Source organism: Gracilibacillus sp. Marseille-QA3620, assembly GCF_054950035.1.
On the sequence record NZ_CM143102.1, the window covers coordinates 2,533,563 to 2,559,748 of the forward strand.

The following is a 26,186-nucleotide window of genomic DNA, read 5'->3' on the forward strand; positions in this document are numbered from 1 at the left end:
CCCCCCTCTCATAAAACTGGACATTATTTCTAAAATTGTCTATTTTCTTAACAATTCGTCTAGTTTAATATAAGGCGTACGAAGGGAGGAATACAAGATGAATTTCAAAACATTGCCGCAAAACATTAAGGTTCGGTTGATTACATCCTTCTTTAACCGGGCCGCATCAAGTGCCGTCATGCCTTTTATGGCCCTTTATTTCGCTCAGGAGCTCAATAAGATTTGGGCAGGACTCTTCTTGATTTTCACCGTGATGATTACCTTTGCGGCTAATTTGATGGGCGGCTATATTTCTGACCGATTTAAACGGAAAAAGGTGCTGCTTATCACTTCATCCTTAAGCACTCTTATGTTCCTCGGCATGACAGTCAGTCTTATGCCTAAGGATGATTGGGTCATTCTCTTCGCTGCTGCCTATATTGGATTCTTGATCACAAGCAGTCTTGGCCGTCCATGTATGCAAGCGATTATTATGGATTCTACCACCCCTGAGAACCGACGGGCCGTCTACGCCATCGATTACTGGCAAGTTAATCTTTCCATGGCTATCGGTGCCGCAATGGGCGGGCTCTTCTACTTGCATTATCAAAAGGAATTATTTATGGTCTTATCCTTCATTTCGTTCATGATTGTCATCGCTTATCATTTTTGGCTCATTGACAATCATACGCATGTTCAAAGCAAGAGCGGAAAGAATCTATTCTTGGACATCATTGATAATTATCAGGTTGCTTTAGCAGACCGACAGTATGTGAAGCTGGTCCTCGGCTTCACACTTATTCTCTCGGCAGAATTCTCACTGAACAGTTATATCGGCGTCCGGCTTGCTGAAAACTTTAATCCTGTGAACATCTTCGGGTTTACGGCACAGGGGGTCCACATGCTCAGCATGTTAAACATCCTTAATATGGTTTCCGTCGTTCTCTTGACCTTCTTTGTGACAAAGATGGCGAGCCGGTTTTCGAATAAATCTGTCTTAATTACTGGTCTGATTATTTATGGTACCGGTTATGCAGTGATCACAGCTGCTGATACCTGGTATGTACTGTTGCTATTCGGTTTTGTGGCTACCATTGGTGAACTATTGTATTCGCCTGTCTATACGACCGAGCAAGCGAATATGATTCCTGCAGACAAGCGTGGCTCTTATTCCGCCTTTGCCGGAGCAGCTTATAATGGTGCTGAACTCATGGCACGGTTCTCTATCATACTTGGAGCCTATCTAATTCCAAGCATGATGTCCGTCTATGTGGGATTGATTGTCACAGCGGGCACACTCCTCCTCTACCTCGCCTTGTACAGCAAAAAGGCTTTGGTTAAAGAGACAGGAGCTGTAAAGACAAGTTATTAAATCAACATAAAAGAAGCCGCCGACTTTCATTGCGAAAGTCGGCGGCTTCTTTATTCTTTCATAAGCCCTTAGGCTCTTCAATGTTCATTCATTATGCTTCCTAGATAACGTCCTGTAAGCCATGTTCTGTTCCTTCGTACTGCAATCGATTGGAAGAATCTCGTACTCCGGCGGCAATCATCTATCTTCAGATATAATCTGCCCTTTCCCATCGTTCATTTCCTTAGGAAAGGCGCCCCTACCAAATTTGGGTTTCTCGCTCGCGGGGTTTACCTCGTTCCACCCTTCCTGTTTCCAGAAAGACTCCGTCACTGTGGCACTTTTATAGGTACCGGCACCATATCACAAAGACTTAGGTGCTTTCCCGGCCGTCAGCCTGAAACAGGCTGCCCTAGCTTATTGGGCTAGGCACGAACACTACAGGCATCTCAGCCTGTGCGAGCATGGACTTTCCTCTACAATTTGCATTGCAGCGATTACCCAGACGTTATCGCATAAAAGTTATTATAGCTTCAAAAACCACACATTGCAACCAAAATTGCATTGGAAGTTATTACTCGTACAGTTTGCTTCCAAAAACATGCTTTTCCAGATTGGATAGGCGTTTTAAAATATCAAAATTGGTTGTACCCGCAGGTGTTTGCTGCACCGGTTGAACAGTCTTTTTAGGCTGATCCTCCAATTGCTTCTTCAGTTTCATGTTTTCTTGCAAAAGAAGCTCATATTCCTGGTGCATGACTTCGTAATCCTTGATGATCAAATCGAGATACTGATCTACCTCTTCTTGCTTGTAGCCTCTGACCCCTGTCTTGAATTCTTTCTCCAGGATATCTTTTGCTGTCAACTTGGTTTTATCTGAGAGCATTTTCTTCACCTCAAATTCCTACGACTAATACTTTTATTTTTTCAAAAAAAGTGCTGTTTGTCAATTTACCTTTTAATAATCTTGCCATTGCTCTTCTTCAATCAAGCTTTCAAGGTCCCAAAAGGTGATTTGGAAAATCGGATAATCTTTTTTATCCTGCTTTTTTTTGGCCTCCATCCAGCTGTATTTCGGGCTTCCATCCTTTTCCTCTTCATAGAGGATGAGCATCTGATCACTCTTGTCAATCAGGAATTGATTACGAAGCTTCAGCTGCCAAGGCCCCTCATACGGCTTCTTAGAAATAGCCTCTACATAATCCGCCTGAAGCAATACCTCTTCATATTGTTCCTTTACGCCCTCTTTCCAATTCTCCTCCTGATTCAAAAAAGGAAGCAGCACACCAAGCTTAAGCTCAGGATATTCCTCCTGCAAATCGAACACCACATTGGCGGCCCAAAGTTCCACGCCTGGCTGCCCCGTGATTAAGACCCATTCCAAGTCTTGATCCAGCATGTCCAGCAAACGAGCTTTAATGGCTTTCTTTATGTATGGAATCCCTTGGTGTCTTTGGTCGTATATCCCAAGTTCATAGGCTTTATATCCGGTTACAAATACTACTTTACCCATTTTTTCACTTCCCGATGCTTATCCTAAATGATTTCATTAAAGAAAGGAAGAGGCATTAGCCCCTTTCCTTTTTTAGCAGCCAAACCCATGGCCGTGGTGGCCATGACCATGGTGGGATGGACCACCGTGCATTGGTCCTCCAAACATAGGACCGCCGTGCATTGACGGACCGCACCCTGGTGCTGGCGGGCATGGAGCACCGCATTGGATTTCTTGGTTAAATACAGGGTCCGCACATTGATAAGAATGCGGGTACATATGTTCATGTTGAAAGACGTGATTATTCACTTCCAATGTTTGCACAGGGTGGACATGCGGCACGATAACGGTATAACAATTTTCCTTCACGAATTGAATAGGTTCATGGCAAACAGGCGGGCAAACTTGTGTTTGATTGCAACCCGGCACCGAAATGGGACCGCAGAAATTATGATGACCATACATAGACTTATTCTCTCCTCTCATCATCCTGTTGTACTTACATTAATAAGGTATGAGGGACATGTATGCTTTGCACCGAGACATTCACCTATTTTCCTATTCTCTCTAGCATTTGAAGGCATTTACGTTCAAGGCGTTCGATTCGTTTTTGAAGTTCTCCTGCCTTCAAGGCGGCTTTTTGAATTTGATTTCTCACAACAGTATCCAGCGCTGCCTGTGCATGACTGAGGGCCGTATCATAATCTTTCACCCTATGCTCATAGTATTTGGCAAGCTCTAAATAGGACAGTGCCTTTGTCTCTGACCTATTGGACATAGCCGCTTCCTCCCACAGCTCAGCCGCCGCACGGAGGTTGCCGCTCCGCTTATGTTCATTCGCCAAATGAAATTTCACGGTCAGTACATCCTCCTCTGCCGATTCAGTGATGCCTCTTTCGAATGACTGAATGGCACGGTTTCTCTCCTTCAGCACAGAGAACCATCTTGCTAATTCAAAGGAATCCTCATGCTCGGCAAACTCCTGATTCAATAACAAGGCAGATAAATGGATATACAGCGAAATGAGGGAAAGGACATCCTGCTCATTATGCTTCATGATCTTAAAGATAGCTTCCGGGTCATGCCGATCTACGTAGTCAAAATAAATCATAGGAGCCAAATAGCCCGGTATGTCATCCTCCCGCTTAAAGCCAAGTACCTCTTCCTCAACTACAGCAAGCTTAACGCGATTAAGCTTATACTTCCAAAGTCTGCGTGCCGCATGATAAAGGTCAAAATGACCGAACCCAGGGAGCTTAGGCAGCTGCCCTCTAAGCATCGTATGCTGGGAGACAACCTGAGGCCAATCAAATGATTTTCCGTTATAGGTGACAAGCTTTTCATATTGAACGTTATCCAAAAATGTTTTATAGAACGGAAGCTCATATCCAGGGCGCGGAAGAAAATGCTGACGCACCTTGACCATTCCATCCTCAATGAATGCATAACCAAGAAGAAAGATCGAGGTACCCGCTCCCGTGCCAAGACCGGTCGTTTCTGTATCAAAGAAAAATAGTTGATCAGCCTGAATCCCCTTAGCTGATAAGGGGTGAGACAAATCTGATTCATTCCAAATACGGACGATGTCCAAAAGCATATCAAATGTATACTTGCCATGGCGGTGAGTTAACGGGTAGCTCACCTCTCGAATAAGGCAATACTCCTCTTCCATAAATACAGCCCTTGCTCCATACTCCTGCCATTCATCATAATGAGGAATTTCAGTCTGCTTTAGAGCCGGCTCTCTGATTTGCTTTGCCTTCACATCGCCATTCCCCGTATTTAGATGAGCTTTCATTCGATTGAGTTTATGTTTAATGGACATGCTTTATGTCCTCTTTTCCATAGCGGCCTGCGAAAATCGCCAGGATCTTAAGTGCATCCTGCTTCATTGACTCGCCGCCTCCCTCTGTGCCGACACAGCTTGGACAGCCGGAATCACAAGGACAGGCCGCTATCGCATCAATTGTCGCTTCAATGATGGCTGCGCTATGTTCGAACATATATTTACTTAGACCGATACCGCCTGGATAATGGTCATAGACAAAAATAGTCGGCAAATCATTATGAGTGGCCTTCACCTGCGGATACACATGGATATCCCCAGGGTCGCACATGACATACACCGGAATAATTCCTCTTAAAGCATGGGAGGCACCCATCAAGCCTTCTTCAAGCCGCTCCTCCTTCCAATCTGACAGACCCATATTCAAGGAAAGCATGCAGGCATTCGTATGGATTTCTTCTTCAGGAAGGTGAATAGGACCTGAACCAATATTCTCATGTGTATCAAACTTGATTTTCTTAAATATCGTCGCCATCGCCCTGACGGATACATCTCCAAATGTCACAGATGTTTGCTCACTTGTCTTACGCTCATCGATTTCTAATACATCGACCTGTACAGCCAGATTTGCATCGGTATAGTAATCAACCTTTACTTCTCGTACATAGGCCTTTTTCTCTTCCCAATCCAAAAATTCCACCTGATATTGGATTCCTTGATGGAGGTAGATTGCTTCATCATGCAGGAGTGTCATGGCGCTGAAACGATCGGTTTCGCCAATTACACGCGGCTTCGGGCTGGTACGGTCAATAATGACCACATTTTCCTGTGAGGCTGAACGAAGGCTGATCTCATGAGCCGGGAATGCATCATTCATCCAATGCCACATATTCTTGTTCTTATGCAGCACATGCTCCTCCGCTAAATAGTCCAGAATCTCTGTGATTTCGGCAGCACCGAATCGTTCCCCTTCCTTGAAAGGAATCTCAAAGGCAGCACATTTCAAGTGGTCAACGAGAATGACAAGATTATCCGGGTTGATTCTCGCTGTTTCCGGATTGCGATTAAAGAAATAATCAGGGTGCTGTATCACAAACTGATCAATCGGACTTGATGAGGCGACCATAATAATCAGCGCCTCCCCATGCCGTCTGCCCGCACGTCCTGCCTGCTGCCAGGCACTGGCGATGGAGCCGGGGTAACCTGTCATGATACAGGCCTGAAGCTGCCCGATATCCACGCCTAGCTCAAGGGCATTCGTGCTGACAACGCCGTAAATGGTGCCTTCCCTCAATCCCTTCTCGATCTCTCTGCGCTGGGTCGGTAAATACCCGCCTCGATAACCGCTGATGGCTTTAGGGCCTAGTTCCTTTGATACAAGCTCCTGAAGATAGGTCAGAAGGATTTCAACCCGAACCCGGCTTCTGGCAAACACGATCGTCTGTATCTTATTCCGAAGCAAGTCACTGGCAATCTTCCGAACCTCAAGGACAGCACTTCTTCGAATATTAAGAGGCTTATTGACAATCGGCGGGTTATAAAAGACGAAATGTTTCTTCCCTGCAGGAGCGCCATTCTTATCAACCAGCACCATCTCTGTTTCCGTCAGCGCCTCTGCTAATTCCTTCGGATTAGCAATCGTCGCTGATGTACAAATAAAGAGCGGGTCGCTGCCATAGAAACGGCATATACGCTTCAGCCTTCGTATGACATTCGCCATATGGCTGCCAAAGACGCCCTTGTACGTATGCAGTTCATCAATCACCACATATTTCAGATTCTCAAATAAGGAAACCCATTTCGTGTGGTGAGGCAATATTCCGGAATGGAGCATGTCTGGATTTGTGATCACAATATGCCCCGCCTTACGAATCTTCTGCCGAATGCTTGTAGGTGTATCACCGTCATACGTATAGCTGTTAATCTTCAATTCTGCTGCATCGATTAATTCCTCCAGCTCTGACTTTTGATCATAGCTCAGTGCCTTTGTCGGAAATAAATATAAGGCTCTCGTATCCGAGTTCTCAAGAATGGTTTGGATGACGGGCAGATTATAGCAAAGGGTCTTGCCGGATGCAGTCGGGGTAACGGCGACTATATTCCTTCCACCTCGAATAGAACGGTATGCTTCGCTTTGGTGGCTATATAATGAAGAAATCCCTCTTGCTTCAAGGGCTGTTCGCAATTGCTCGTGAAGATCATTTGGAAAAGGCGCATAAACTGCCTCCTTTTCATTAATCGTATGCCAGAAGCTGATCTGGTCTTTGTATTGTTCATCTGTCAGCAGGTCGTTCATGATATCCGCTAAACTTTTCTTCCTGAACACGATCACACCTCATTTCTGTCCTCATTGTAACCGAATGAACGTTCTCTTGTGAAGAAAAAAGCCGCATCTTTTCCTTGATGCGGCAATTGATTTATTTCTTTGAATTTTCGTCCACGAAAGAAGCAATGGCACGACTTACCTCATCGGGTGTCTCAAAGATTCCCATATGACCTGCCTCTTCAATTAATGCTTTCGTCACATGACTTCCATTTGCCGTAAAGGTCTTTTCAGGGGAAATCACTTCATCCTGTCCCCCGGCTACAAGCAGAACGGGAAGACGGTCACTCTCCAAAACATGGGTTAAATCCTCTCGATTCCTCATCGCCATCAAAGCCCCGATGACACCTTTTGGATTGGTTTCAATTCCAATCTCAAATAGCTTTTTTATGACATCCTTTTCAGTCTCTCTCGTTCGTTCAGAGACAAGCTTTGGAACGAGCTCTTTCACGAATAAGTCCACTCCTTGCTGCGAGACCTTTGATACACCTGCAGAGCGGTTTTTCTTTGCTTCCTCGCTGTCAGGATATGCGGTGGAATGTATGAGCCCATAGCCGCCAAGAATCTCTGGGTGATGTTTGGCTAAATCAAGCGTGATATACCCGCCCATTGAATGGCCGAATAGAAAAATATTCTGCAGGCCTTTTTCCTCAATAAAGGCAAAAACATCCTCAGCCATGTCATGGATGCTATATCCTGGTTCCACAGCCTTCGTTTCTCCATGCCCTCTCATATCCAGTACCACCACATGATGACTTGGCGACAGACGTGCCTCCACCTCTTTCCAGTAATCCTTGTTTCCGCAAAATCCATGAATCAGCAGGATGGTCTCCCCCACTCCTGACTCTCTATATGCAAGCTTCACTCGTTCAGCCATATTCATTAACTCCCTTCAAATATTCATCCATTCCTTATAGTGTACATGACAATCACGAAAGATTTAAATCCATATTTCTTTTCTCCCACGTAAACTTCCACTAACCCAAGAACAGGGAGATGCATATCATATGGGTAGAATTCGAATCAAGAGGAGGAAATAGACATGGCTCATAACAATCGGAACGAGTTATTGGAACCTTTCCACCAATTCATTTCCCAAATGGATAATCTATTGTCAGAGAAAACCGGCAATGGATTATTGCAATCGATGGATGGCTTTTTCCAAAACCAAAAGCTGTTCTCAAGTTTCCCAATGGAATGGGAAGAAACGGACACCCACTATATCATCCACGCCCATATAGCAGGGGTGGATAAACAATTTATTGAAATTGACATTTCCGGCAGCCGGCTGACTATCTCTTATGAAACAGAGGAGCGCCGGCCAGCAAACCATGAAAAAGGGACACCTTCCTCAGTGGAAAGACGAAAAAAAGCGAGGAGCTTCAGCTTCACTGAGCCAATTGATGAAGAAAACATTCAGGCTACCCACGAAAATGGACTCTTGACCGTATCTGTCCCAAAATCGAAAAAAAAGCGCATATCTATTCGTTAAAAAAGATCAAAATAAAACTGCCGACAACAAATGTTCGGCAGTTTTTCATGTTCCTACTTTAAAAATGGATCCAACTCCCTTTACGAGATTAGAAACTTGGTTCATTGTATTCAGCATCTGTCCGGTTGTGTCCATCATTTTATTAAAATCAATGCTGCCTTCCTGGTTCTTAAACTGATTCAATACAGAGGAAATATTATTTCCTTGGTTCTTTTGCAGAAAGCTTGGCTTTGGATAAGGATGTGTAATATTCATCACTGGCTGTATTGGATAAAAGTCCTCATCCTGCTGGTAAAGTGGATTTTGAAACGGGTTAGGCTGCTGTTTCGGATATGGATTCATCTCTGGTGCCATTGGATAAGGCGGATAACCATTAGGCATCTGATTCTGGTAAGCGCCCTGCATCAGGGGGGCAGAATTCGGCATTCCCCCCTGTGCGGGAGGCATTTGATAAGGTTCCAGATTGTACGGTGTCATTAACGGACCAGTATACCCCTGATTTGTCAGCGTCGTATCTATAGGACCGGACACCTGATATACCGTGCTCTGTTCAAGATATCCAGGCCAGCTTTGTGCGGGGCCTTGATAAAAAGGCTGTGTCTGAGGAAAGCCCCCTCCTTGGTGCCAATTGACCCCGTTGGCCTGATACTCATAGCCAGGCATACCGGGAGACCAATTCATCATAGAATTCGGTTCTGCACCCTGTCTGCGTTTTTTCTTCAGAAGGTCTTTAAGCATGCCATCCTCCTCCGTTCTGCTTATTTATTATTACTATATGAGGAAAACGGGCATGAGTGCATTTCTCATTACTCTAAATAAAAACCTGATTCCATTTTTAGGAATCAGGTTTTTATTCGCTAATCCATTTTTATTTTAGGACCACTTACATTCCTCGCACATAAGCGGCTGACTTTGTTTCCCGTAGAAAAACCCGCCGCTAAGTGCGTATTGTTTATACATCCAAGCCTCATAGGCGTCTTTTAAGAAAGCAGCTGCTTTACCTGTTCAAGAACATAGGCTGAAGCGTTGCAGTGTTTAATAAACCGCGATTTGCTTGATTGAGGGATGTGGCAGTGCACAGACACCTGCAATAAATTATTATGTGTATTTTGAATTTGGAGGGGGCTAATATGCTTAGGCTTTTCCGCCTTTTGCCATTCTTTAGCCAAAGCCTCCCATCTGTCAGCCAATTCTTTCACTTCATCTGCATAGGGCTTAATGACCTGGTAGAAATCAAATGTCTTTTCTTCTTCCCTAGCCTGTCGATAAATTTCTTCTGCCTCAGCCACTTTTGAAAGCAGCAGCTCGGTTAATTGTGCTAATTCCTTCGTCATGCCAGCCATCCTTATTTTTTATTGCTGATTTAATCCAGTCTCTCTTCAAACTATCAGAAATCCGGGACAGTTGCCACTTTTATGCCGCCATGATGGCGATTAACGCCTTCCTTCTCAAGCTGGCGTCCATATTTCAAGTGCTGGTCTATTTTTGTATCCACAACATCCATTCTTGCCTCTAATTCTCTTGAACGATTCTTTATGAATAAATGAAATTCAGAGAGTGTCTCTTCATATTTTTTCTCCGTCTTGCTGATCATCTTTTCTTCCAGGGCCGCAATTTCCTCTTCCAATTCCTTTAGGACGGATACAAGCTTTTCTTTGGAACTCATGACTAGCACCCCTTTCATCTTTCTTCTTAACTCTAAGGTTTCGCCCTCTTATTTTAATTCCCTGCACTGCCGACAAAACTAGAAGCATATCGGCAAAGAAACAAGGATAAGTCAATACATGCCCCTCCTTCGACAGCATGCATAAAAAACGTGATGAGGTGAGAACCTAAATGTCAGGAGGTGCAGGACATGAAAAACAAAAACACATCAAAGGCACAAGATGAGAAAAAGAAAAGCATTCCCAAAAACAATACGGGCAATCCGAAACTTGACGGACCAGATCGTCCATCAACATAATTGAAAAAGAGCCTTTTAGGAGAAGAACCAGTACAGCAGGTGTACTGGTTCTTCTCCTTTTTATGTTCATTCCTTATGAGCTGTACGCTCCCTTTGACGAATTAGAAATATTATAATAAACTTCTCTTTACCAAGTTAACACCAATCCCAATATTAGACAGTCATAAGCAAATATCGATAAAAACGGTAGAATAAAGTAGAATTGTGATAAATATTGTCAGCCGAAAGACATGATGTTTTTTACAATTCTCGCAACATTTTTGTTATGATTAGGTAGGACTTGGAGGGATACTATGGCTATAAGATATCCTAATGGAAAAAAATACATCCCAGCTGAAAATGCTCAAAATCAAGTGAAAAAGCCTGCCCAGAAGAAACTGGACTACTCAAACAGAGGTATGACGCTGGAAGAAGATTTAAATGAGACAAACCAGTACTATATTGAGAATAATATCGCGATTGTCCATAAGAAGCCTACCCCAGTACAAATTGTCAACGTCTCTTATCCAAAAAGGAGTGCCGCTGTCATTAAGGAGGCCTATTTCAAGCAAGCCTCCACTACGGACTATAACGGTGTGTACAAAGGACGATATATCGATTTTGAGGCAAAGGAAACCAAGCTTCAAACTTCATTCCCATTGAAGAACTTCCATGAGCACCAAATCGTTCATATGCAGAATGTACTTAACCATGGCGGGATAGCATTCATCATCATCCGCTTTAGTCAAACAGAGGAAATATACTATCTGCCTGCTGAAACATTAATCGACTATTGGAAACAAATGCTTGCAGGCGGAAGGAAGTCAATCCCTAAGAAAGATATCGAACGTTTTGGTGATTTGATTCCAATAGGCTATGCACCAAGGATCGATTATATTAAGATTATGAATAGGAAGTTTGAATGGGATTTATCCTGAAAGGAAGGGTAATCATTAATGTCAGATCAATATAAAACAAGAGAAGAAAAAAGAAAGCACGCACAAAGGAACAAGAAACAGAAAAAACAATCTAAAGGACTCATTAAGCGAATCGCGGTCATTCTGTTAATGCTTTGCATCGTGGCAGCAATTTCGGTTGGCGGTGTGTTCGCTTATTATATTTCCACAGCTCCGAAAATCGATGAAGAATCCCTCATTGATCCAATCTCCTCCAAAATCTACGATAAAAACGGAGATCTATATACGGAGATTGGCTCTGAAACAAGGGATTATGTAGAATACGATGATATCCCGGATTTAATGGAAGATGCCATAATTGCCATTGAAGACGTCCGATTCTATAAGCACCACGGGATTGATATAATTCGTGTCGGAGGGGCCATTGTAGCCAATATAACGGGCGGATTCGGTTCACAGGGTGGAAGTACGATCACCCAGCAGGTTGTCAAAAACTCTTTCCTTCAATCTGAAAAAACGATTAAGCGTAAAGTACAGGAAATGTACCTTGCTTACCAATTGGAACAGGAGTACAGTAAGGAACAAATCTTTGAAATGTATGTCAACAAAGTATATATGTCCTCAGGTATCCACGGCTTCTCTACAGCCTCTAAGCTCTATTTCGGCAAGGATTTAAATGAGCTTACATTGGCTGAGGCAGCAACTCTTGCTGGAATGCCGCAAAGCCCGAATAACTACAATCCATTTGATTATCCGGAAAAAGCGGAGAAACGCAGAAACATCGTTCTCCAAGCGATGGAAAATGCCGGCTTCATCACAGCTGACGAACGGAAGGCCGCTCAAGCAGAAAGCCTCCAAGACAGTCTTGTTGCTGATGGCGACCGTGACGAAACAGGAACGAAATACAATGCCATAGTGGACCAAGTTATTGAAGAGGTAGAAAAGCTTGGTGATTACAATATTTACACAGACGGCTTATCTGTCTATACATCCATTGACCCGAAAGCACAGGAGTTAATGGAGAAAATCCTTGATTCAGATGATTATATCGCCTACCCTGATGACAAGTTCCAAGTCGGCTCTGTTTTCATGGATACAAAAACAGGCGAGATTTATGCGATTGGGGGCGGGCGTAACCAAGAAGTAGCCCGTGGCTTCAATTATGCGACCGACCTGAAAACAAGGCAGCCTGGTTCTACCATCAAACCGCTGATTGATTATGGTCCAGCCTTTGAATATCTTCAATGGTCAACCTACCATCCGCTGATTGATGAGGAATACCAGTATTCAAGCGGACAGACTGTTGGCACAGCCTACAGCTCCTATAAGGGTCAAGTTTCCTTGCGCGAGGCACTCTATATGTCCCTAAACGTACCAGCTGTTAAGACCCTCCAAGAAGTCGGTGAGAAGAAAGCAGGCGAGTTTGTAAACAAGCTAGGCATTGATTTTGGTCCAATTTACGAGTCTTCTGCCATCGGCGGTGTTGAAAAAGGAGCTTCCCCTCTTCAAATGGCAGGTGCCTATGCGGCATTTGGCAATGAAGGGGTTTATACAGAGCCTCATGTCATCAAGAAAATTGTGCTGCGAGATAACGATACAGTCATCGAGACCGCACCAGAATCAGAGGCAGTCATGAAGGATTATACAGCCTTTATGGTGACCGATATCCTTAAGGATGTTATGACGAAAGGTACGGGGACACTAGCAAATATCTCTGGACTCCCAGTAGCAGGAAAGACGGGTACAACTAACTACTCTGCAGAGGACCGGGCAAAATACAATATCGACAAATCGAAATCACCTGACTCATGGTTTGTCGGATATACAACGAACTTTACGATGTCTGTATGGACAGGATATGATAAACAGTTTGAAAACACCTTGGGCAAGGATGAAACAAAAATTGCACAGAAAATATTTAAGGCAATGATGCAAGAAATGTCCTCAGGCGTAGATACTGAAGACTTCAAACAACCTAGCTCCGTTGTAGAGCTGGCTATTGAGAAAGGCTCAAACCCAGCAGCTATTGCAGGAGCACATACACCAGACAGTCAAAAGGTCTATGAATACTTCGTTAAAGGACATGAGCCATCTAAGACATCTACAAAATACGAAAAGCTGGCTGCTCCAAGCGGCTTGACCGCATCGTATGATGAGACGGCTAACAAGATTAATGTCAGCTGGAATTATGATGCTTCTGCTGATGCTGAATTTGATGTAAAAGTAGCTGTTAATGGCGGTTCAGCCAATACTTTAACGACCACTTCTGATACGTCATTCAGCATGAATTCACCGGAAGTGGGCAACACCTATGTATTCTCTGTCACCGCCAAGGTAGATGGTCAGGAAAGCGACCCTGCCTCCGTATCTGTTTCGATTGAGGAGGTCATTGAAGAAGAGCCGGAAGAGGAAGAAGAACCGGCTGCCCCTGAAACAGACGAAGAGAAAAAGCCAGAAGAAAACGAAGATAAGAAGCCTGATTCGAACGAAGATGGCTCAGATCAAGGAAATGACGAGAATAAAGATGAGGAGTCTGGCAACACCGATTCCGGTGATTCAAACGAGGACACAGGAAATCCAAATGATGAATCTGACTCCGGTAATGATTCCGGAAATGGTAATGGTAACGGAAATGGTAATGGTAACGGAAATGGTAATGGAAATGACAACGGAGGCGGCAATGATTCAGGCTCAGGCGATGATGATAATGGAGCAACACCCAGAAGCCAAAATGATGAATCAGCAAGCCTTATACAATCGATGATCCCGGCCTTTATCCGAGATGCGATTGATTTCCGTCTTAGAATTGCCTAACACATAAAGAGAGCACCCGGACTAAATCTGGGTGCTCTCTTTCATACATCTAACACAAAAAAGGACAGGCTGGTTCAATTAGCCTGTCCTTTTTTGCTCATAGTATCTTTAGTGCAATCAATTTTGCGACCATTTTCTTTTGTTCTTCCATTAAGCTTTTCAGCTGCATAAAGGCCGGATAGGTATTAGGTCTATGAAGGATATAGCTGATCCGTTCATCCACATTGACTGGTTTATGAGCCATGGCTTGCATTTCCTCGTTAAGTTCATCAAGGTTAACAGGTTTTTTATTCGACCAGAAAAGAATCGACAAGAATAGCACAATCCCTCTTTGCATATAAGGCTTGATTTCTTTCGTTTGACGATTTGCCAACAGCCCTTCAGCCGCTTCTGAAACAGCTTCCCATTCACTCCATATATCGTTTTGAATAACGGCAATATGCTGCCATGGTTTATATTCGCCCTCAAGCTCATCATACGGGAATCCGCTTTCCATTAGACTCAGATCCCATTCTTTCAGGGATTCAGCCTTTATATGGCCATACGTAAATTGTAACACTTCATATTTTCTCATTTCTTCCCAGCTGCTTTCATTCGTTTTTTCCCTTCCCTGCAAAGAAGGAGCAGTGGACAAACCTCACATTTTGGCGATTGCGCCTTACAATGGTATCGGCCAAAGAATATCATGCGGTGATGGGTGATGGACCACTCATCCTTTGGAATTCTTCTCATAAGTGTCTTTTCCACTTCAAGTACAGAATCCTTCCACCTGCAGATTCCAAGGCGCTTGCTTACCCTCTCGACATGCGTGTCCACGGCAATAGCCGGTACATCATAAGCAACCGATACAACAACATTCGCTGTCTTCCTACCTACTCCCGGAAGCTCTGTCAGCAGATCGCGGTCATTAGGAACAACCCCGTTGTATTTCTCTAAAATAATTTGAGACAGCTTTTGGATGTTCTTTGCTTTATTACGATACAATCCAATGGAACGAATATCATTTTCCAGCTCGCTAAGGGGAACAGCCAGAAAGTCCTCAGGCTTCTTATACTTTTGGAACAGGTTCTTCGTCACTTTATTCACCAATGCATCCGTACATTGTGCGGATAGGACAACCGCGACAACCAATTCGAATGGATTGGAATGATTTAATTCACAATGTGCATCAGGAAATAGCTTTCCCATTTCATCTAGACAATAACGAATTTGCGTATTATTCAGCATACCTTCTCCCTCTTTCCCATGAAAAAAACCGGAGATTATCCCTTCCGGTCTGATAAATATATACTATTCCAACCAATTATATAATGGCAAGTCTTTCGCCGTCGGGACTGCTTTGACAGACGGCTTCTTCTGATAGCTTCTGAATCTTTCTCCGTGATCCTTAGCCTGTTCTAATGTTTTGACCCCGTGCTTCTTCCAATCAAACAAAATTCGGTCGATATAGCGGAAATTAAGCTTGCCTGATATGACTGCCTCTTTCAGGGCAGCTCGGACCAGCTCTGGTTCATGCTTATCCTCATCAAGCCACATCGATAACGTTTCCCCTTCAAACGGAGATAACGGGCGCCCAAATTCTTTTTCAAAGATTGCATACAGGGATTCACTCTTCTGTACCTTTTCTTCAAAATCTGCCTGCTTCGCTTCTTTTAAAAAGTGATAAGCAAGCTTCTCATTTAACGGCTTGATAGAATAGCTTTCAAAGCCGGGTTTCACATCCTCAGTAATCTCCAAAAATCCATTCTGTACAAGCTTTCTCAAAAGCACCGTACAGTCCATCTCCGTTAAATTCATGACTGCGGAGATTTCGGCAGGCGTCGGAAATGCCTTGCCGTTCAAATTGAAATTATGCACCTGTAAGAGGAGCATTACTTCTTGTTCTGTCAATCCCATCTCCTTGTAATGGCTCAGCAAGTAGGAAGGAATAATAACAGTCGGCTGGTTCATCCATTCGGATAGATTTTTCATAGTCATAATTCGACACCTCTGTCTTAGTATATCATGTAGGTCCGTTTGGAAGTACAAAAAAAGAAAGCCTGGCAATAAAAGTATTGCCAAGCTTATTTCACTTTATTAAGGATATAGACGGTTTAGCAAGCGTGGGAATGGAATTGTCTCCCTTACATGCTCGACGCCGCTGATCCAGGCAACGGTTCTTTCAAGACCAAGCCCGAATCCGGAATGCGGTACTGAACCGTATTGTCTTAATTCATAATACCATTGGTACGCTTCCATGCTTAAGTTATGCTCATCAAGACGCTGCTTCAATAGATCCATATCATGAATCCGTTCAGAGCCGCCGATGATTTCACCATACCCTTCCGGAGCAATCAAGTCAGCGCAAAGCACAACATCATCACGGTCTGGAGCCGGCTGCATGTAGAATGGCTTAATGCCTGTTGGATAATGTGTGATGAACACCGGCTTGTCAAAGCTTTCCGCAATCGCAGTTTCATGCGGAGCACCAAAATCATCGCCCCACTGGATATCATCAAATCCTTTCTCATGAAGGAATTTAATGGCGTCATCGTAGCTGATACGCGGGAATGGTGCTTTGATATTCTCTAATTTAGATGTATCTCTGCCCAATGTTTTAAGTTCAATCTCACAGTTCTTAAGAACAGATTGAACGATATAGGAAACATATTGTTCCTGCACTTCTAAATTCTCGTTAAATTCGACAAAAGCCATCTCTGGTTCAATCATCCAGAATTCAATCAAGTGGCGTCTTGTCTTAGATTTCTCAGCACGGAAAGTTGGTCCGAATGAGAATACTTTTCCAAGCGCCATTGCTGCTGCTTCCATGTACAGCTGACCACTTTGAGAGAGATAAGCATCTTCATCAAAGTATTTCGTCGCAAACAGCTCAGAAGTCCCTTCAGGAGCACTTCCTGTCAAGATAGGCGGGTCAACCTTTACAAAGCCTTCTTGATTAAAGAATTCATAAGTCGCACGAATGATTTCGTTACGGATTTTCATAACCGCATGCTGACGCTTAGAACGGAGCCACAGATGACGATGGTCCATCAAGAATTCCGTTCCATGCTGTTTCGGTGTGATCGGATAATCTACCGCTTCAGCAATTACCTCAAGGCCTGTAACCAATAATTCATAGCCGAATGGGGAACGCTCGTCAACTTGCACAATACCCTTCACCCATACAGAAGTTTCTTGGGTCACTTTCTTTGCTAATGTGAATAATTCCTCATCTACCTCTGCTTTTACCACGACACCTTGAATAAAGCCTGTCCCATCGCGGAGCTGCAAGAAGGCAATTTTGCCGGAAGAGCGTTTATTGGCGATCCAAGCGCCGATTGTCACTTCTTCATTTACATATTTATGAACTTCATTTATAGTACATTTCACGTTTTTTCCCTCCAAAGCTTAAACCAAACCAGGTTATGTACTCATCCATTATACAAGTACAAAAATAGACAAGCAAATACAAAATTTATTTATTGTCACAGCGAATAGGCACTGGCCAATAAAAAAGGCAGAAACACACCGATTGGCGCGGTTTCCAGCCTTCTTGAAAAGCATGTTTGATTAAGATTGTTGCATCCGTTCTTCCACATACTTCTTCATGCGCTTCACAGCCTCTGAAAGAGCTGCCTCAGATGTTGCATAGCTTAGGCGAATATTCTTTGGTGCACCGAAGCCGGAGCCCGGTACAACAGCCACCAAGGCATTCTCCAAAAGCCCTGCCGCAAAGTCATCCACATCATTGTATCCCGCAAGCTGAGCTGTCTTTGATACATTCGGGAATAAGTAAAACGCCCCTTTCGGCTTGATGCACGTTAAGCCGGGGATTTCCAAGAGACGGTCATAGATAGCGTCTAAACGTTTCTCGAAGGCGTTTCTCATTTCCTGAACGGCCTCCTGAGGTCCATTATAGGCTTCAATGGCCGCATATTGCGCTGTTGTTGTCGGGTTGGATGTGCTATGGCTCGCAAGGTTGGTCATAGCCTTAATAATTGCCTCGTCCCCAGCGGCATAGCCGATTCTCCACCCCGTCATCGAGTGTGATTTAGAGACGCCATTTATGATGATTGTCTGTTTCTTCAATTCCGGAGATAGCTGAGCAATAGAGACATGCTTGCTGCCATGATAAACAAGCTTTTCATAGATTTCATCAGACACGATTAAGATATCGTTCTCAAGACATACATCCCCGATTGCTTGCAGCTCCTCAGGCGAATAAATCATTCCGGTTGGATTGCTTGGAGAATTGAGAATGATTGCCTTCGTCCGATCACTCACGCTTGCTTTAATTTGCTCCGGAGTAATCTTAAACTCGTTCTCTTCCTTGCCCTCAATGTAAACAGGGATTCCATCAGCCAATTTCACCTGTTCTGGATAACTCACCCAATACGGTGTTGGAATCAGCACCTCATCCCCTTCATCTAGAATGGCTTGGAATAATGTATATAAAGCGTGCTTAGCACCTGATCCGATAAAAATCTCATTTGCCTTGTAGGCAAGCCCTTGGTCTCGTTTTAATTTGTCGGCAACGGCATTCCTAAGACTTGGCAGCCCTGCAGAAGGAGTGTATTTCGTCTGTCCCTCATCCATTGATTTCTTTGCCGCCTCTAATATGTTTACGGGCGTATTGAAATCCGGTTCCCCTGCACCCAGCCCGATGACGTCAAGACCTTGTGCCTTTAACTCCTTCGCTTTAGCCGTAATGGCGAGTGTTGATGATGGTGTCAATGCTGCTACTCTTTTTGCTAATTTCATCTCCGGTTCATCTCCATCCTACAAATTATCATAATTTCGTATTAAATCACCTGTTTTGAAGTTCAGGTAGTAATACCCGTAAAGGTCATCGTTATTTTTGTATATGACTTCCCATAAGGCTGTGCCATTTTCCATTCCAAGATTGGCCGCCATAATCTTCTTGACCTTCTTTTTATTCTTCACAAGACTGATGGCTTCCTTTTCAGAAAGACCTTCAGATAAGGCTAAGACCTTGCTCTCTTCCTTCTTGTTATCCGGAATCCAAACACCAACCTTTTTCCCTTCATCATTTACGCCGGTGACGACAGACCATGTCTCATTTCCGTTATATAAATAAAAATCAGCCGTTTCGGTCAAATTCGCCGTTTCCGTTGCTGTCTTAACGGCTTTCTCTTTCGCATTCTGTTTATCATGGTCGCCGGCATAGATAGCCTGCACCAGCAAACCGATACCAATCAAGAGCAAAATAATTATGCTCCATATAACTTTTTTCATGTTAGCATCCTTTCAAATAATCTCTTGCGCATGCTGTATTTACGTCCGATAGATGGAGAATACAGCCGTATTATGATCCTTAGGGTCTAACGATAGACCAAACATTAGGTTTTCTTGTTTGAGGGTACGATTTAGTGAATCTACAATCTTATACAAATCATTTGTATAACCAATCTTCACTGTTGATAAAACCTCTACCTTACTATCCACTAAAATTCCTCCCAAATGGTTACGTTCCATACAATCATATCTAGTTCACATTATACCAAAATAAAATAGGGAGAGCCTTAATAAATTCTGTATTTTTCGATAAAAATAAAGGTCTCATAGATAGGCCTCTTTATCAAAGGCCGATACAGATAAATAGGATAAGGAGTCAGCGAAGAATTGACGATTTGCCGCCAAAAGCGGATCCTCATACAGAACCCATCCGGCCCCCTGACCCGCAGGTATCTTTGCCGTTAAATGGCGTCTGATATTAAAGCTCATATCCAAGAGCATTTCCATTCCTTCCTGTATCCCCTTATCAGCATCCTCGCGTAAAAAGAGCTGCCTAGAGACAGCCGGTGCCTCCATCATCACCTTTATTGATTGTCCATCATAAAGATGACGTATTGTTTCCCACACCGGATAGGTGACAAACAACAAGGACCGCCCTGCTCCCATATGGCCTCTCAGCAATTTAGCCCCAGAGCCCGAGGTAATCCCTTGAACAAGTGCCTGGTATCCATTCTCCTCAATGGTTTCCTTTAACCCGAGATACATTTTTTTAAGACTGGAAGGCGTATTAAAGAAGAAAATCATGTTTCTCTCTCTGCTGTGGATCAATTCCTTTAAGAAGTCCTGCGCACAATCAAAAAACGAACCAAGCTCCCGTTCATTCTTCATGCACGTATCTTGAATGATGACCAGCTTTATGGCTCTATCGGGAGCCAAAATCAAGGTTTTATACACAGGCTCTTCACACCCCACCTTGGCAGCGAAATAGTGGAATGAGTCACGAATAGCAAGCACGTCTGATGCAAAGAGAATCGTCTTCTTCTCAAGAATATTTTCCTTCATCCACTTGGCAATCGTTCTTGGCTTGCTTTTGACAGAAAGGGAATTACGGCTGCCCCTCTTATTCCATTCAATCCAGGTTTCATTCATTCCTGATTGTTTTAGGAACATTTGTCCAAGTCCCAGATAAATTCTTTCAAGCTGTTCATGCATTTTCATCAGGTCATCCATGATATTCAACTGGCTTCTCTTCAATTTCTCAACCGGAACTTCATTCAGTTCCTTAACCCAGCCTACAAAAAGGTCCATAAGGATGATGAACGATTGACGCAAATCATTTGCCGCTTCATAAATAGATAAAACATTTTTTCTTTTACGCGGTAATTTGACCGCTGTCATCTGACCTTCTTTTAGAGCACTCTTTAATTCACCATAGGTAATCAGTTCTTCTGCAAATCGTTCAATTTGATTGGACAGCTGCCATAACCCTTTCTCAAGCTGTCTTCGGTCAATCGGAACCTCTGTTTTTTCCTCAACAAGCAAGACAGCTTGGTGAAGGAGATGACGGTTATCAAGACTTCCAACCTTATTGACGATATTGCGCATATCCATATAACTAATATCCACTCCCAGCTTATCCGCCAGGACAGCCGGAAAAGAATCTGCCTCTTCAATCAGTACATGAATTGGCTTATTTAAATAACCTCCATGAAGCAGGTTCTCTGCAAAATCAGCATGGGTGGTCAGAATCACATTAGCCCTTGCAGCCGCCTCAAGCCGTCTGCCATAGAAATCCCGCTCTGTCCATGGTTTCAATAATCTCGGATGAAGCCTGCGGTGATGGGCCACTTCTTTGGCATACTCCCTGCCAGCACTTGAAAGATTAAGCTCATTGATATCCCCTGTAACCGTTTCGGTCAGCCAAACAAGGATTTGCATCTTTGTCATTGCCACCTCATAGTTGTGATCGCGCTGCCTTAACGATTGTTCGAATTTCGGCAGACTGAGGTAATTGGTCTCCTGCTTTAATTTTTCAACAGATAAAGGCATATAGGCTGTTAGCTCTTCTTCTGTCAGTTCACCATATGTCGTGAGAAGGACTTGCTCTCCTTCTTTCTCAGCAAAATCATGACAGGCTGCCAGATGGTCCGAAAACGCACGTGTCCCGTCCTCCAAGAAGGCGGTACCGCCGGACTTGAACACATCTTGTATGAAGCCGCAGATGTTAGAGTCCACTTGAGGAATAGCGGAAACGTTGGTCTCTTGCCTTGGAAGGACCAATGCCAATCCTCTGTATATTTCTAAATCTGGTCTCCAAGGCTCGCAAACCTGTGCCTGCTCCTGCAAAACCTCAAGCAGCACTTCCTTTAATTCACTCTTCAATGAATAGGACAGCCGATACAGAGATTTAAGCGTCTGTCTCGGCAGCCTCTTTAACGCCTTATAAAAATCGAGGAACAGCAGGGCTGTGGCATAGGCATCACTGTCTGCTTGATGCGGGCAGTCATGTATATGGCCGTATGCCTTGCTCAAATCCTCCAGTTTGAAGCTATCAGTCCTCGGCGAAATAACCTTGGCCATCTCTACGGTATCTACCGTGTATCCCAGAAACATTTCATAGCCTACCCGCTCGAGCTCTGCTTGAAGGAACGTCAAATCAAAGAGCACATTATGAGCAACAAAAACAGCCTCTTCTAATATTCCTACTATGTATGGGGCAATTTCCTTAAAGGTAGGTGCAGATTTTACATCTTCATCCTTGATGCCTGTAAATTCCTGAATGAAAGAAGGAATCGTCCTCTCTGGATTAACGTACGATGAGTATTGATACGTGATTTCCCCATTTTCGATAACAATAGCAGCGATTTGGATAATTCGATCACCGGCTTTCGAGTTATTGCCCGTTGTTTCCAAATCGACCACTACATATTTATTTTCCATGTTTGACACCTGCTTAAATCATATCAATCGGCACCGTTCATAGCCGGAGCCGTCACAGGCCGCTGTTCACGGCCATTTGTTCATTTTTCTGCAAGGCTGAATGCCAGCCTCTCTGTTAGAATTCATGATACTCCATTTATAGCAGATTGAAAACTAATTATCAAAGACATAAGAAGGAATGGAGTAATCATTTGCGGCTCTAGCCAGCTGCTGACTCTTCTATTTATCATCTTACCTGTTTAGCCCTATTCTGCCAGATTCCAAGTGCCTAAGAATGAAAAAAAGAAGCATAGCCACCGCTGTGCCATGCTTTCTTTTGCTGCTTCACTTTTCCGCTCCTTCGCTACAGCTAACGTATTCCATCAGCCAGCAGTCTTGGTAGACCCCTTCATGCAGCTCATGGCACGAAAGCAGCTTCACCTTCTTAAATCCGCATTTTTCATAGCATCTGATGGCCCGCTCATTCCTTGCTTGCGGGTCCATGATGATTCTTTTAGCCCTTTTCTCTTTTAACAAATAAGAGGCCATAGATTTAATAAGGGAGGCACCAATGCCCCTATTCCAATATTCAACCTCTCCAATGAATTGGTCGAGTCCATATGTAGTTTCTTTGTCAAAGCCGTATTCTAAAAGTTCCACAGTATCAACCGGATAGAACTGAAAATAGCCGATTGGCTGATTCCTATATTCCACGATGCATTTTGTCTCTTCATCCTTCGCATCCATGAAAGTGATTTTTGCCTTGTCATAATCAAAGCGATTATCTCTTCCTTCGTAGAATTCCAGTACCTTATCGTCTGAAAGCCATTTTGCCAGCAGCACGAGGTCCTGCTCCACCAAGGCCCTGACAGATATGCTGCCATCCTGATAGAACAACTTCGTCTCACTCCCATCATTCCTCATTTAGATAAACGTCTTTATGTCCTTCATAATACTCTTTAAAAGATCAATCGAATTAAGGATATGTCCTTCTTGCTCAAGGCCATGATGCATATTTGGATACAATCTTGCCGCTGCAAGCGGATTACGGCCAATGCGTTCCAATCCTTCCGGAGTATAATTCGGGTCCTTATCTCCAATGATACATAGGCTGGGATACGCAGCGTCTGCGAGAGCATTCAGCACCCCTTCCTCTTTCAAGAGTGGAGTTACCCAAATGGCCTTCATTTCTTCAGCATATTCATTCCTAAGGATTGAATCCATACAAAGCGTCCCAATTGATTTGCCAAGTATGATGATTTGTCTGTATGGTTTATCCATCAAGACATGGTCAAGGACCATGTTTACATCATAGTGAATCGCCTCCGTCAGCTCCTCCCATGAGAAATCTTGATAGAAGTCATCACGATAAGGGTAATTAATCTCCAATACATCCATGGCCTCTTCCAGAAACATGGAGGACGAATAATGAAATAGGGGCGCTTTTGTTGTATATCCAGCTCCAGGCAAAAGGACCGCCAGCCGTTCTGCTCTGTCAGTCAATCCAGCCATTGTGAACGGGATATCCATTTGTTTATAGCCTTTCACAACGTGTGAGTGATAATGGGTCATCGTTCTTCCTCCTTTTCCAGCTATTTTAGCATAAATATTCAGATAATTAACCGACAAAAAACACACTGCCATTAATAGAGCGGAGCGGCAGTGTGTTATCCTATCTAACAATCTTATAGAATGGTTGCTTCAGGCTCAAGGCCGATCATTTGTGTAATGGTATTGTTCTCATCCAGCACAGCGACTCTTGGCTGATGAGTACGAGCCTTTTCCTCTGGCACTAAACCGTAGGAAATGATAATGACTTTATCCCCCTCGTGAACAAGTCGTGCTGCAGCGCCATTTAAGCAAATTACGCCGCTGCCTCTTTTACCTGGAATGATGTAGGTTTCGAATCTCGCGCCATTATTATTATTGACGATTTGTACCTTTTCGTTTGGCAGCATATCAACTGCTTCGAGCAATTCCTCATCAATCGTGATGCTTCCTACATAATTTAAATTAGCCTCCGTTACGGTTGCTCTGTGAAGCTTCCCTTTCATCATGGTACGATACATGACGTTACCCCCTTGGTTGTTCGTTTTTTATGATGACATTATCAATCAGGCGCACCTTGCTGTATTGGACAGCTGCTGCGACAATGATTGTCTCTCTTACATCTGTGATTGATTTGAGCTCTGGATACGATAGAGCCTCTAAGTAATCAATCGAGCCCGTAATATGTCCTTGCAGATAGCCTATCCCCTCTGCTAGCGCAGCTGCAGGTGTGGATCCGTTTTCAATGGCCTCTCTGATCAAGCGTAAGCTTTTCGAAATGTACACGGCCTCCGTACGTTCTTCCGGTGTCAGATTCACATTCCTAGAGCTTAAAGCAAGACCGTCTTCTTCTCGCTTAATATCGACACCAACAAGCTCAATCGGGAAGTTAAAGTCTCGAATCAACCCTTCAACTACCGCAACCTGCTGGGCATCCTTCAAGCCAAAATAAGCACGAGTTGGAGCAACAATATTAAAGAGCTTAGTCAGCACGGTTGCTACGCCGTCAAAATGGCCAGGACGAGATTTGCCGCATAGGCAGTCTGTCCGTTCATGCACCTTAACCGTAACAGTTGGACGCTCACCATACATTTCAGCAACTGTCGGATAGAACAAGTAATCCACTCCGGCCTCGCGGGCCAGTGCTTCATCATGTTCAATATCGCGCGGATATTGGTCAAAATCCTCGCCAGGTCCAAATTGAAGCGGATTGACGAAGATACTGATGACGACAACCTCATTCTCTTTGCGTGCTGCATGAATAAGCGATAAATGCCCCTCGTGCAGATAGCCCATTGTTGGGACGAACCCCACTGTTTTCCCCTCTGTTTTTTCCTCTGTTAACATGGTGCGCAATTCATCAATCCGATTTACGATTTTCATTATTTACTTTTCTCCCCCATACAATGCAAGCAGCTCTTCTTCCTTCATCGTAAAAGAATGGCTTTCTGAAGGGAAAGCGCCGGACTTCACTTCTTGTATATGTTTGGATAGGGCATCCCCTATCGTTGTATTTAAATCAGCATAAGACTGAACAAACTTCGGCACACGTCCAACTCCATAAAGAAGGACATCATGATAAACAAGCACCTGTCCGTCCGTTTGATTTCCAGCCCCGATTCCAATTGTCGGAATCATAAGCTTATTCGTCATTTCTCCACCGACCTGGTATGGAACGCATTCAAGCACAAGCGCTATTGCCCCGGCTTCCTGGCATTTAATCGAATCACTCATTAATTGCAAGGCTGCTTCCTTTGTTTTCCCTTGGACCTTATATCCTCCGAGCACACCTACCGATTGCGGAGTTAATCCTAAATGGGCAACGACCGGTATACCAGCATCTGTCAAAGCCTTGATCTTAAGCAGGACATCACCTGCCCCTTCAATCTTGACCGCATCCGCTCCAGCCTCCTGAAGAAGCCTTGCCGCGTTCTTCAATGTTTCATCGATGGACACATGATAGCTCATGAAAGGCATATCAGCGACGATGAACGTGTTAGGTGCTCCCCGGCGTACAGCCTTTGTGTGATGAATCATATCCTCCATTGTTACTGGAACAGTAGAATCATAGCCAAGAACAACCATACCCAATGAATCTCCAACAAGAATCATGTCAACACCAGCTTGTTCAGCTAGTTTGGCAGATGGATAATCATAGGCTGTCAGCATGGAGATTTTCTCTCCCTTTTCTTTCATCTTCCAAAAATCAACAGCAAATTTCATTTTTTTCCTCCTTAACATTCCGAGGAGAGAAAAACAGCCGAATCCGCATAAAAAAATCCTTCTTTACAGAAGGATTGAATCCGCAAAATGGCTTTTATCCCTCTGTCCCGGTCCTATTTCTAAGATACAGGCAGAATATCAACTTTCCACTTACAACACATACAA

At 43.8% G+C, this 26,186-nt stretch carries 26 protein-coding genes and 1 other RNA gene; 4 read left to right on the forward strand and 23 right to left on the reverse strand.

Translation table 11 applies throughout. From position 1 onward, the window contains the following. The first annotated feature begins 97 nt into the window (after positions 1-97). Entirely contained in the window at positions 98-1,351 is a 1,254-nt protein-coding gene (locus tag ACY8DX_RS12765; RefSeq protein WP_462405332.1) for an MDR family MFS transporter, read from the forward strand. 110 nt (positions 1,352-1,461) lie between these two features. Here the strand turns inward: ACY8DX_RS12765 and rnpB are convergent. From rnpB to ACY8DX_RS12800, 7 genes are all read right to left on the reverse strand, one after another. Next, an RNA gene (rnpB, locus tag ACY8DX_RS12770) (RNase P RNA component class B) lies at positions 1,462-1,839 on the reverse strand. Between the two features lie 65 nt (positions 1,840-1,904). Continuing rightward, positions 1,905-2,216 (reverse strand): cell division regulator GpsB, encoded by a 312-nt coding sequence (gene gpsB / locus ACY8DX_RS12775; protein WP_049670604.1) that lies wholly within the window; start codon positions 2,214-2,216, stop codon positions 1,905-1,907. A gap of 72 nt (positions 2,217-2,288) precedes the next feature. Further along, on the reverse strand, positions 2,289-2,843 hold the full coding sequence (locus ACY8DX_RS12780; RefSeq protein ID WP_462405333.1) for an SLOG family protein: 555 nt from the start codon (positions 2,841-2,843) through the stop codon (positions 2,289-2,291). A 72-nt stretch (positions 2,844-2,915) separates the two neighbouring features. Beyond that, positions 2,916-3,287 (reverse strand): CotD family spore coat protein, encoded by a 372-nt coding sequence (locus ACY8DX_RS12785; protein ID WP_197089917.1) that lies wholly within the window; start codon positions 3,285-3,287, stop codon positions 2,916-2,918. An 85-nt stretch (positions 3,288-3,372) separates the two neighbouring features. Continuing rightward, on the reverse strand, positions 3,373-4,647 hold the full coding sequence (locus ACY8DX_RS12790) for a ribonuclease H-like domain-containing protein (protein WP_462405334.1): 1,275 nt from the start codon (positions 4,645-4,647) through the stop codon (positions 3,373-3,375). Then, positions 4,637-6,904: a DEAD/DEAH box helicase gene (locus tag ACY8DX_RS12795; protein WP_462406940.1), complete on the reverse strand. Its 2,268-nt coding sequence runs from the start codon at positions 6,902-6,904 to the stop codon at positions 4,637-4,639. Before ACY8DX_RS12795 ends, ACY8DX_RS12790 begins: the two co-directional genes overlap by 11 nt. 121 nt (positions 6,905-7,025) lie before the next feature. Beyond that, positions 7,026-7,808, reverse strand: a complete 783-nt coding sequence (locus tag ACY8DX_RS12800) for an alpha/beta fold hydrolase (protein WP_462405335.1) — start codon at positions 7,806-7,808, stop codon at positions 7,026-7,028. A gap of 165 nt (positions 7,809-7,973) precedes the next feature. Here ACY8DX_RS12800 and ACY8DX_RS12805 point away from each other — a divergent pair, with 165 nt between their 5' ends. After that, entirely contained in the window at positions 7,974-8,423 is a 450-nt protein-coding gene (locus ACY8DX_RS12805; protein ID WP_462405336.1) for an Hsp20/alpha crystallin family protein, read from the forward strand. A gap of 45 nt (positions 8,424-8,468) precedes the next feature. On the opposite strand, the gene ACY8DX_RS12810 is transcribed toward ACY8DX_RS12805, so the two are convergent. The 3 genes from ACY8DX_RS12810 to ACY8DX_RS12820 all read right to left on the reverse strand — a co-directional run bounded on the left by ACY8DX_RS12810 (position 8,469) and on the right by ACY8DX_RS12820 (position 10,089). After that, positions 8,469-9,161, reverse strand: coding sequence for a YppG family protein (locus tag ACY8DX_RS12810; RefSeq protein ID WP_053103731.1), 693 nt, complete (start codon positions 9,159-9,161; stop codon positions 8,469-8,471). Between the two features lie 242 nt (positions 9,162-9,403). Beyond that, complete coding sequence (locus ACY8DX_RS12815; RefSeq protein ID WP_462405337.1) at positions 9,404-9,757, reverse strand: YppE family protein; 354 nt, start codon at positions 9,755-9,757, stop codon at positions 9,404-9,406. A 53-nt stretch (positions 9,758-9,810) separates the two neighbouring features. Then, positions 9,811-10,089: a hypothetical protein gene (locus ACY8DX_RS12820; RefSeq protein WP_462405338.1), complete on the reverse strand. Its 279-nt coding sequence runs from the start codon at positions 10,087-10,089 to the stop codon at positions 9,811-9,813. Between the two features lie 590 nt (positions 10,090-10,679). On the opposite strand from ACY8DX_RS12820, the gene recU reads away from it, so the two are divergent. Continuing rightward, on the forward strand, positions 10,680-11,303 hold the full coding sequence (gene recU / locus ACY8DX_RS12825; RefSeq protein WP_462405339.1) for a Holliday junction resolvase RecU: 624 nt from the start codon (positions 10,680-10,682) through the stop codon (positions 11,301-11,303). 18 nt (positions 11,304-11,321) lie between these two features. Further along, positions 11,322-14,096, forward strand: coding sequence for a transglycosylase domain-containing protein (locus tag ACY8DX_RS12830; RefSeq protein WP_462405340.1), 2,775 nt, complete (start codon positions 11,322-11,324; stop codon positions 14,094-14,096). 97 nt (positions 14,097-14,193) lie between these two features. On the opposite strand, the gene ACY8DX_RS12835 is transcribed toward ACY8DX_RS12830, so the two are convergent. From ACY8DX_RS12835 to panB, 13 genes are all read right to left on the reverse strand, one after another. Then, a complete protein-coding gene (locus tag ACY8DX_RS12835) occupies positions 14,194-14,670 on the reverse strand; it encodes a YpoC family protein (RefSeq protein ID WP_462405341.1) in 477 nt (158 codons plus the stop codon). Beyond that, entirely contained in the window at positions 14,667-15,323 is a 657-nt protein-coding gene (gene nth / locus ACY8DX_RS12840) for an endonuclease III (protein ID WP_049670595.1), read from the reverse strand. Before nth ends, ACY8DX_RS12835 begins: the two co-directional genes overlap by 4 nt. Before the next feature lie 63 nt (positions 15,324-15,386). Beyond that, positions 15,387-16,073 (reverse strand): DnaD domain-containing protein, encoded by a 687-nt coding sequence (locus tag ACY8DX_RS12845; RefSeq protein WP_049670594.1) that lies wholly within the window; start codon positions 16,071-16,073, stop codon positions 15,387-15,389. Positions 16,074-16,172: 99 nt separating this feature from the next. Next, positions 16,173-17,465: an asparagine--tRNA ligase gene (asnS, locus tag ACY8DX_RS12850; RefSeq protein ID WP_049670592.1), complete on the reverse strand. Its 1,293-nt coding sequence runs from the start codon at positions 17,463-17,465 to the stop codon at positions 16,173-16,175. 180 nt (positions 17,466-17,645) lie between these two features. Next, on the reverse strand, positions 17,646-18,836 hold the full coding sequence (locus ACY8DX_RS12855; RefSeq protein WP_462405342.1) for a pyridoxal phosphate-dependent aminotransferase: 1,191 nt from the start codon (positions 18,834-18,836) through the stop codon (positions 17,646-17,648). 18 nt (positions 18,837-18,854) lie between these two features. Beyond that, on the reverse strand, positions 18,855-19,331 hold the full coding sequence (locus tag ACY8DX_RS12860) for a cell wall elongation regulator TseB-like domain-containing protein (RefSeq protein ID WP_462405343.1): 477 nt from the start codon (positions 19,329-19,331) through the stop codon (positions 18,855-18,857). Positions 19,332-19,370: 39 nt separating this feature from the next. After that, complete coding sequence (locus tag ACY8DX_RS12865) at positions 19,371-19,541, reverse strand: YpmA family protein (RefSeq protein ID WP_082197068.1); 171 nt, start codon at positions 19,539-19,541, stop codon at positions 19,371-19,373. A gap of 114 nt (positions 19,542-19,655) precedes the next feature. Next, positions 19,656-22,271 (reverse strand): exonuclease domain-containing protein, encoded by a 2,616-nt coding sequence (locus ACY8DX_RS12870; RefSeq protein ID WP_049670589.1) that lies wholly within the window; start codon positions 22,269-22,271, stop codon positions 19,656-19,658. A 324-nt stretch (positions 22,272-22,595) separates the two neighbouring features. Next, positions 22,596-23,174, reverse strand: coding sequence for a GNAT family N-acetyltransferase (locus ACY8DX_RS12875; RefSeq protein ID WP_462405344.1), 579 nt, complete (start codon positions 23,172-23,174; stop codon positions 22,596-22,598). After that, positions 23,175-23,822: an alpha/beta hydrolase gene (locus tag ACY8DX_RS12880; RefSeq protein ID WP_049670587.1), complete on the reverse strand. Its 648-nt coding sequence runs from the start codon at positions 23,820-23,822 to the stop codon at positions 23,175-23,177. Between the two features lie 113 nt (positions 23,823-23,935). Further along, positions 23,936-24,319, reverse strand: coding sequence for an aspartate 1-decarboxylase (gene panD, locus ACY8DX_RS12885; RefSeq protein ID WP_049670586.1), 384 nt, complete (start codon positions 24,317-24,319; stop codon positions 23,936-23,938). Positions 24,320-24,323: 4 nt separating this feature from the next. Further along, positions 24,324-25,181 carry a pantoate--beta-alanine ligase gene (gene panC, locus ACY8DX_RS12890; protein WP_049670585.1) on the reverse strand — a complete coding sequence of 286 codons (858 nt, stop codon included), beginning with the start codon at positions 25,179-25,181 and terminating at the stop codon, positions 24,324-24,326. A gap of 3 nt (positions 25,182-25,184) precedes the next feature. Beyond that, on the reverse strand, positions 25,185-26,021 hold the full coding sequence (panB, locus tag ACY8DX_RS12895; protein WP_462405345.1) for a 3-methyl-2-oxobutanoate hydroxymethyltransferase: 837 nt from the start codon (positions 26,019-26,021) through the stop codon (positions 25,185-25,187). Positions 26,022-26,186 lie beyond the last annotated feature (165 nt).